Annotated in this window: 9 protein-coding genes and 1 pseudogene; 1 reads left to right on the top strand and 9 read right to left on the bottom strand. The window is 42.7% G+C overall.

What is annotated here, in order from left to right:
• Positions 1–232: 232 nt before the first annotated feature.
• The 9 genes from F6K52_RS27205 to F6K52_RS27165 form a co-directional block, all read right to left on the bottom strand.
• Complete coding sequence (locus F6K52_RS27205; RefSeq protein ID WP_075905743.1) at positions 233–667, bottom strand: nuclear transport factor 2 family protein; 435 nt, start codon at positions 665–667, stop codon at positions 233–235.
• A 52-nt stretch (positions 668–719) separates the two neighbouring features.
• Entirely contained in the window at positions 720–1691 is a 972-nt protein-coding gene (locus F6K52_RS27200) for a GTP-binding protein (protein ID WP_293085729.1), read from the bottom strand.
• 23 nt (positions 1692–1714) lie between these two features.
• Positions 1715–1960: a hypothetical protein gene (locus F6K52_RS27195; RefSeq protein WP_293085726.1), complete on the bottom strand. Its 246-nt coding sequence runs from the start codon at positions 1958–1960 to the stop codon at positions 1715–1717.
• A gap of 5 nt (positions 1961–1965) precedes the next feature.
• Positions 1966–3024 (bottom strand): hypothetical protein, encoded by a 1059-nt coding sequence (locus F6K52_RS27190; protein ID WP_293085723.1) that lies wholly within the window; start codon positions 3022–3024, stop codon positions 1966–1968.
• Positions 3025–3146: 122 nt separating this feature from the next.
• Complete coding sequence (locus tag F6K52_RS27185; RefSeq protein WP_293085719.1) at positions 3147–3269, bottom strand: hypothetical protein; 123 nt, start codon at positions 3267–3269, stop codon at positions 3147–3149.
• Positions 3270–3406: 137 nt separating this feature from the next.
• Positions 3407–3850 carry a cyanase gene (gene cynS, locus F6K52_RS27180; protein ID WP_293072856.1) on the bottom strand — a complete coding sequence of 148 codons (444 nt, stop codon included), beginning with the start codon at positions 3848–3850 and terminating at the stop codon, positions 3407–3409.
• 54 nt (positions 3851–3904) lie between these two features.
• The gene (locus F6K52_RS27175; protein ID WP_293085715.1) at positions 3905–4789 is read right to left on the bottom strand and encodes an ABC transporter ATP-binding protein; all 885 of its coding nucleotides are present in this window, start codon (positions 4787–4789) and stop codon (positions 3905–3907) included.
• Positions 4790–4798: 9 nt separating this feature from the next.
• Positions 4799–5635 (bottom strand): nitrate ABC transporter permease, encoded by an 837-nt coding sequence (ntrB, locus tag F6K52_RS27170; RefSeq protein ID WP_293085712.1) that lies wholly within the window; start codon positions 5633–5635, stop codon positions 4799–4801.
• A gap of 381 nt (positions 5636–6016) precedes the next feature.
• On the bottom strand, positions 6017–7666 hold the full coding sequence (locus tag F6K52_RS27165) for an ABC transporter substrate-binding protein (RefSeq protein ID WP_293085709.1): 1650 nt from the start codon (positions 7664–7666) through the stop codon (positions 6017–6019).
• A 232-nt stretch (positions 7667–7898) separates the two neighbouring features.
• Here F6K52_RS27165 and F6K52_RS27160 point away from each other — a divergent pair.
• Positions 7899–8737: pseudogene (locus F6K52_RS27160) on the top strand (sodium:proline symporter); the annotation flags it as partial.

Below are 8737 nucleotides of genomic sequence, written 5' to 3'. Positions count from 1 at the left end.
TTTCAGCTGTCAGCTGACAGCTGACGGCTGAAAATAAACCTAGAACAGGAGAATTTAATAGTTCGAGATTTTAGAGCATTGAAACTCTGGGAATTTGCCCATCTAAGCATTCAGCCGTCAGCTGTCAGCCTTTAGCTTATTTTATTCAAAAGCTGTTCGCGTAGCGTGCGCGTAGCGCATAAGCTGATAGCTGATAGCTGAATGCTTACCTCCCTAACACACCCTAAGCCTGTCACGAAATTACAGACCGTTCCCACAAAAATTTTCTTTCAGACTCTTTAATCGGTACATCATTAATACTAGCTTCCCGTCTCTTCATTAAACCATTTTCAGCAAATTCCCAATTTTCATTACCATAAGCTCGATACCAAAACCCAGAATCATCATGCCACTCGTATTCAAAGCAAACTGATATCCGATTATCCATAAAACTCCAAAGTCGTTTTCTCAGGCGATAATCTAATTCTTTTGCCCATTTTCGCTTCAGAAAAGCAATAATTTCCTCTCGACCACTAATAAATTCCGCACGATTGCGCCATTCGGAATCAATGGTATAAGCGAGAGCAACTTTCTCGGGATTGCGCGTATTCCAGGCATCTTCAGCAGCTTGCACCTTAGCAGTTGCACTTTCTAAAGTAAAAGGAGGTAGGGGTGGTTTAGTTTCCATAGATAGATAGCGGTTTTCAATTTGGTGAGTATAATAATTGCTATAAAAAACTCTAAACAAGACAGGCTTGGAAATCTTGACGAAATTGGTTTTCATCAAGATTGCGACCAATAAAGACTAACTCATTTTTTCTGGTTTCGTCTGGTTTCCAAGCACGGTCGGGACGACCATCAAAAATCATATGTACTCCCTGGAAGACAAATCGATTCTCTTCTCCCATCACATTAAGAATACCTTTCATTCTGAAAATATTTGGACCTTGGGTCTGTAATAATTCCCTTAGCCAGGTGTTTAATTTTTCCAAATCTACTGCTCCTGATTCTACAATGGCAAAGGAAAAAACGGATTCATCATGTTCATGAGCATCTTCTCCTAACAAGTCCGGGTCAATGTCTAGAGCTTGTTTAAGGTCAAAAGCCCGCACTCCTAACACTGAATCCATCTCAACCTCTGAGTTTTGGGTACGATAAATTTTGACTAAACCATTCATGGCTTTGATTTTTTGCTCTAACTCCTCCAGTTGTTGAGGGTCTACTAAATCAATTTTATTGAGCAAAATCACATTAGCAAAAGCAATTTGTTCCTGGGCTTCATCACTATCCCAGTGCTCTAAAATATGCTTAGCATCAACTACCGTTACCACGGCATCAAGGTCTAACTGGGTTTGAATCTCTTCATCCACAAAAAACGTTTGAATTACCGGGGCAGGATCAGCAAGCCCAGTGGTTTCAATGACTAAATGGTCAAACTTATCCCGTCTCCGCATTAAGTTACCGATGATTCTAATTAAATCTCCCCGCACGGTACAGCAAATACAACCGTTGTTCATTTCAAAGATTTCTTCATCGGCATCAATAACTAACTTATTGTCAATACCAACTTCCCCAAATTCATTAACAATTACCGCTACCTTTTTACCATGTTCGTAGGTCAAGATATGGTTGAGTAAGGTAGTTTTACCGGCTCCTAAATAGCCAGTTAAAACCGTGACGGGTATAGCGTTATTTACAGTAGTTGCAACCATGACTAGTAAAATGAATGAGTTTTCTAAAGTTTTTGGATGTCTAGTTCCTGAATTTCTTCTATAGATTGATGAATCTTATATTGTTGGGGAGGTGTTATCATGATAGCAATTACAGTTTCTAAGGGAGGGCAATCTGGTTCATGGCATTGTAACTGACTAACAGAAATAGGTATTTCCGGATCTATTGCCAAGTGGTGATAAACCCAGTTTTTGATTTCCCTAATTTTAGCTGAATTAGTTTTAGACTTAGAGGTTTTAAATAAGTTCATTGTTATTAACCAAATCCCCGACTGGAACTGGAAATAGAATTTTGCAAAATTATTACTTCACCATTTTGCCCTCCGGCAGCTAAATAGTCTCCAGTAGGTTTCCACGCTAAACAAGAAAATTTTATTTTTCCGCTGACTATTTTGGTAAGGTTGTTAGCCTTTGACCATAGTTGAATACCACCATCATTACTAGCGGAAACTAGTAGGGATGAATTGGGGGCAAAGGTAATTGCTTGTATAGCTTGGTCATGTTGTAACACACGATTTTGCCAGTTATTGATTTCGTTGTTAAACTTCCACACAATTACCGCATCTTGACAAGACGAAGCTAAAACTGGCTCAGAAGTATTAGACCAAACAACTTTACTGACTTTGCCGGGAAATCCCTGGATTAACCAGTGGGAACGATTACCCCAGTGAAGTACAGAAATAGTGCGGTCTAGATTGCCTGAAGCAAGATAGTCACCATTGGATGACCAAGCACAGTCTAGACTAGATCCAGGGAGTTCAAGGGTTTCTGGTGGGTCTGACCAGTTTTCAATGTTCCAGACTTTAACACTACCATGGCCACTAGCAGCCAGGAATTTACCCTGGGGATGCCAAGCTATATTGAAAACTGATGAGTCTGCAAAGTTTAACTCTGCCATTACTTGCCCTTGGTTAACATCCCAAAGCTTAACCTGGCGATTGACCGCAAAGGCTAATAGATTTTTTTGGGGATGCCAAGCTAGGGAGTCAATCCAAGCGTTGCCCTGATCCAGGGTTGTATTTAGCGTAAACTTGGGGGAATTGACCCCCAATTGCCAGATACTAACCTTGCCTTTCTGTCCAGCAGTGGCTAGATAATTGCCATCTTGGGAAAAGCCCACACAGTCTAGGGTATAGTCATGGCTGGCTGTCAAAATTTCCAGATTACCCTGTTGCCATAAAGCCAGTTCTCCTGCAGCAGTAACAATAGCTAGATAATTACCTTGCTTTGACCAAACTAAGGCTGTGATGTACTCAGACAATAGCCGTTTATCTAACTGTTTTAGTGTGTTCTTGGTTTTGGATTTAGTTGACACTGATTCCCTAGTAACCTGTGGCTACCCTGTAATTACCGAGGTCAAGAAAACGATTCCAATGGCAGTGGTCGATTACGTCTTTTGTATAACATCTCTGCTTTCGTAATTGTAGTGAATAGTAGTTAATAACCTTGTAGTCGGGATAAATTATAGCGTTTATCGCAGTTATGAGGTACAGTTTTTGAAACTGATTCCCTGTCTTGATGCAGTCGCTCATGGGGGGAACCACCAAGACCGCGCTGCATCGCTGAAAACCCTCTCTAATATTGCCTTTTGCCTTTTGCCTTTTGCCTTTTGCCTTTTGCCTTAAAGGGATAAGCAATGTCGCTCATGAGTATGATAAATGCTATATTTTTACCCCGACATAATCAATCATCCTAAGCTACCATTTTTTGTAGGGTAGGAATTTACCACACATGATGATTTGTACGCGATCGCCTTTCGGGTCTTCCACTTTCTCTACTTCTATGGAAAAATCAATAGCACTCATAATCCCATCCCCAAACTTCTCATGAACCACCGCTTTGATCGGCATACCATACACTTGCATAATTTCGTAAAAGCGGTAAATTAGGGGATCGGTAGGAATTTGAGGGTCTAGGGAACCCTTCAGAGGTGGCACGGTTAATTCTTCAGCTAGGGATTCTGGTAAACCCAAAGCGGTGACTAGTTTGGTGGCTTCCTCCATATCTGCGCTAGCTTGACGATAGATTACAGAAGCGACCCAAGTTTCATCCCTACCTACAACGTTTTCCAAATCTTCAAAGGTGAGTCCTTTTTCTTTTTTTGCGGCTAACAACTGTTTAGTAATTTCTGCAATTGCCATAATTGATGTCTCCTGATTTTTGATCGTTGGTATTTTACACTAATAGAAGAATTTTTAGTGAATTCTTGCTTCTTCTACCGCTCTAGTTTCCCGATATAGATGGTTTTCCATTTCCTGTTTCAGTTCCATATAGGCAGGATGATGCTCAACCGTAGTGCGATCGCGTGGACGGGGGAAAGGCACTTCAAGCACCTCATCAATCCGCGCCGCAGGGCCTTTGGTCATCATGACAATCCGGTCGGATAACAGCAGGGCTTCATCAATGCTATGGGTAATCATAATGGCAGTTTTGCGCTGCTGCTCCCAAATGCGCTCGATTTCATCCTGCAAAAAACCCCTAGTCAGAGCATCTAACGCACCAAACGGTTCATCCATTAACAAAATTTGGGGATTAATAGCCAAAGCTCTCGCAATACCTACTCGTTGTCGCATACCCCCAGATAGTTCGTGAGGATGTTTGTTCTCTGCTCCGGTTAAACCCACTAGTTGGATATTTTCCTTAATAACCCGTTTTTGCTCCCTCGCAGAAATTTTAGGATAGACAGTTTCCACCGCAAACCTAATATTACCTTCCACAGTCATCCAAGGCATAAGGGCATAGTTTTGAAAGACCATACCCCGGTCAGGTCCTGGTTGAGTCACAAGTTGCCCATTGATAATCACTTCGCCACTGGTGGCGGAACTCAAACCTGCGATAATATTCAGCAAGGTAGACTTACCACAACCCGACGGGCCAATGATCGACACAAACGTGTTGTGCTCAATATCTAAATTGATATCTTCGATAGCTACAAAGTCCGCAGAAGATTGCCCAGTAATTTTATCAAACCAACCATGCTTACCGGGGAAAGTTTTTGAAATATGACGTAATGAAATTTGAGCGTCACTGTCATTGTCACTAATGACCTTACGGCCCTTGGAATAAAAAGAAGTACTCATAATAATTATTCATGAGGAGTTTTTACCGAAAGAAACCAGTTTTTCAATATAGGCAAATATTTGATCAAGGACAATACCCACAATCCCAATAATAAAAATGGCCACCAGAATATTGGGTATGTAAAGGTTATTCCACTCATTCCAAATGAAGTAACCTAAACCCGTACCCAATAGCATTTCTGCTGCCACAATCACCAACCAAGAAATCCCCATACTAATTCTCAAACCAGATATGATGTTAGGTAGGGCAGCGGGAATAATCACCTTAAAAATCGTGCGCCATTTAGAAGCGCCCAGAATTTTAGAAACATCAAGGTAATCTGGGTTAACATTGGCCACACCAAACGCTGTGTTGGTTAGGGTTGGCCAAATACTAGCAATGGTAATAATGAAAATCCCTGTCATCTCTGAGTTCCGGAATATATACAGCCCCAAAGGTAACCAAGCCAGGGGAGAAACCGGTTTAAGAAGCTGGAAGTAGGGATTAAAGGCTTTAAAGGCAATTTTGGAAATACCTACCAAGATTCCCAAAGGCACAGCAATGATTGACGCTAACGTGTAGCCAATCGCTACTCTCCGCAGGCTAATTAACAAATTCCAACCAATACCCAAATCATTAGGTCCATTGTCATAAAATGGATGGGTTACCCAATACCATAATTCCTTAATGGTTAGGGAAGCAGTGGGCATACCCTTAGCAAAAATCTTCATCTTTGCCCCTAATTCCCAAAACAGTAAAAATATGCCTAGGGAAACGATAAATAGCAACAGAGCTCTGAAGTTTTCATTTTCAAAGATTGTGAGTTGTTGTTTTTTGTGAGTTACGTTTTTGGGTATTGATGTCATGTTGTATAGCAATTATACGACTTGTGAGGTACAATTTCTGGTTTTTAGGGAGCAGGGAGCAGGGAGTAGGGAGCAGGGAAGAGGGAAGAGGGAAGAGGTAAAAAATAATGTGTACCTCATGATTCCTAGAAACGCTATATTTGCTTTTATCTGCAAAGATATTGGTGAGGTAGACTTAGTCAGCTTAAGCGCTACGCGCACGCTACTTGAGGTGCTATCAGCTATCAGCTATCAGCCATCAGCTATCAGCTATCAGCTATCAGCTATCAGCTTTTGAATAAAATAAGCTGTTCGCGTAGCGTGGCCAACGGCCAACGGCTGACTGCTGACGGCTGACTGCTGACTGCTGACTGCTGACTGCTGACGGCTAAATGCTTACCTTTAAAAACCGTATTTTTTAATTTGTTCATCCACATACTCTTGGGGTTTAGCTGGATCAAAGGTGTCAAATTCCAAGGTTTCTGTACGGTAAATCTCTGTAGGTGGAGTTTGTCCCACTTCCTGAGCCAATTCCCTAGCTAAATCTGTGAGGAAAATTTCTTTACCCACTTCATCATACTTTTCCGAGGTGATAGCTGATTTGACTTTTTCATCCCCTTGCAAATCCCAACGCACTAACTGAGAAGAAATCCAATTCGCAAAGCTCTGCCAAGGATAGGGATCAAAATCAATTCTGTCTGGTACAGCTTTGGTGTTACCTTGACCATCGTCAAAGTTACCCGTTAGTACAGCTTCCACCACTTCCACCGGCTGGTTCAAAAAGGCTCTTTCGGAGATGGCTTTGGCAATTTCTGGACGATTGGCTGGGTTACGGGCATAACCGGCAGCTTCGATAATTGCTTTGTTGAGGGAGCGGAAAGTGTTGGGGTTTTCCTCAATCCAAGCATCGCTTGCAGCAAAGGCACAACAGGGGTGTCCTTCCCATAACTCCTTGGTAAGTTTGTGGATAAATCCAGCCTCTTCATAGACAGCCCTTTGGTTAAAGGGATCGGGCATCAAGTAAGCATCAATGTCCCCTGCAACCAACTGAGCAATACTATCTGGTGGAGGAACAGGGCGAATTTTGACATCTTTATCGGGATCAACTCCGCCAGTGGCCAAGTAGTAACGAATTAAGAGGTTGTGCATGGAGTAAGGAAAAGGTACACCGATGGTGAAGCCTTTGAAATCGGCGGGACCGTTAATTTTACCTTTGTATTTGTTAGCTACAGTTATGGCTTGACCGTTAATGTTTTCGATGCTGGCTAGTTTAACTCCAAAGGTGGCGGAACCTAAACCCAACGTCATGGCAATAGGCATGGGAGCTAGCATATGATAAGCATCCAGTTCTCCTGCGATCGCAGAATCCCTAACCGCACCCCAGCTAGGCATTTTTACTACTTTGGCATTAAAACCATACTTGGAGTAGAACCCTAAAGGTTCAGACATAATAATTGGAGTGGCACATGTAATGGGGATAAATCCAATTTTCAGGTCTGTTTTTTCTAGACTGTCTACATTAGGTGGTGGTTCATTCTCCCCCGTCTTTAAATCCTGAGTTTGCTGTTTAGGGGTACAGTTGGCTAGGGTAACTAATGCAGCACCTACTGCTAAATTTTTCAAGAAGCGGCGGCGGCTGAAACTATTGTAATGCCTTACATCCCCGAAAAATTCTCCAGCTTTAGGACCAAAGGCAGCAGCAAAAGCATTTTCGATACCACCAGCTTGTTTAGCTAACTCTAGAACTAATTGCTCCCTCTTCGGGTCCCCTTTACCAGCTACTTTTAGTAGCAGTGCCTTTCTAATATCAGCAGCATTAACGGCATCTGCCATCTTAAACGTATCGGGTTTATAAACTCCCATTTTTGTGAGGTCTTCGATCATATCCACTGGATCTTTAGGCATATCTTCTGCCATAAATTTCCAGTGGTCAGCCGTCATGTGGAAGTCACCACAAATCATACACCATAGATCTAATTCACTCAGATTACCTCTTTGGGAATCGAGGTTACCCCATTTTCCCGTTGCCTTTGTAACTGATGAAATTACCATAACTACATATATATATATGTTGATGTAGTTAGGTTAGGGCTGATGCTTCCAAGTGTTTTGTAGCTAAAAGTACATTAAGTCTACATTTTTTTTGCATCTACCGAAAATAGTGTGCTATTTTAGAATCTTATTTTCCCGATTCCCGATTCCCGATTCCCGATTCCCGATTCCCGACCCGCCCCAAATCCGAATCTGATATCATAGCTGAATCCGTGAGCAGCAACCGGAATTTATGCAACTCCTTGATTGGCTGATTGTCCTGGTTTACTTAGTCTTGTCCCTTGGGCTAGGACTATACCTCTCTCGCAAGGCTTCCGGCAGTCTTGTGGATTTCTTTGTTTCGGGGCGATCGCTCCCCTGGTGGTTAGCAGGTACCAGTATGGCTGCCACCACGTTTTCCATAGATACCCCCCTCTACATTGCCGGGGTAGTTGGCAATCGAGGCATTGCGGGCAACTGGGAATGGTGGAGTTTTGGCATATCCCATCTGATCATGATTTACATCTTTGCCCGGATGTGGCGACGCTCAGAAATTGTTACTGATGCCGAACTCACCGAAATCCGTTATGGTGGCTCCATCGCTGCCCTATTACGGGGAACCAAAGCCTTTCTGTTTGCGGTACCAATCAACTGTATTGCCATTGGCTATGCCATGCTAGCCATGGTGAAAGTAGTAGGTGCTCTAGAAATTTGGCAAAGCCTTGGTATTGCGCCCGAAGCCAGTAGTGTAAAACTCTGGAGTGTATTAGGAGTAAGTATTCTAGTCTTAGTCTACGCTGGCTTTGCTGGACTTTGGGGCGTAGTAGCTACGGATTTCTTCCAATTCTTTTTTGCCCTACTCGGAGCAATCATAGTTGCTGTAGTTGCCATTAACCATGTCGGTGGTATTCATCAACTCATCCCAAAAGTGCAGGAAGTAACCCAACAGGATGTACTAGCCTTTTTTCCCCTCACTGTTGGTGCCGGAGGGATTAGTTGGAGTGAAACTGCTGGCATCAGTGCTAGCACATTCTCTCCTATGTGTTCCTGCAATGGTGGGCATGGCGTCGCAGTGATGGCGGTGGTGAATTT

The organism is Moorena sp. SIO3H5 (genome assembly GCF_010692395.1).
Taxonomy (GTDB): Bacteria; Cyanobacteriota; Cyanobacteriia; order Cyanobacteriales; family Coleofasciculaceae; genus Moorena.
This window is presented reverse-complemented; position numbering and strand designations above follow the sequence as displayed.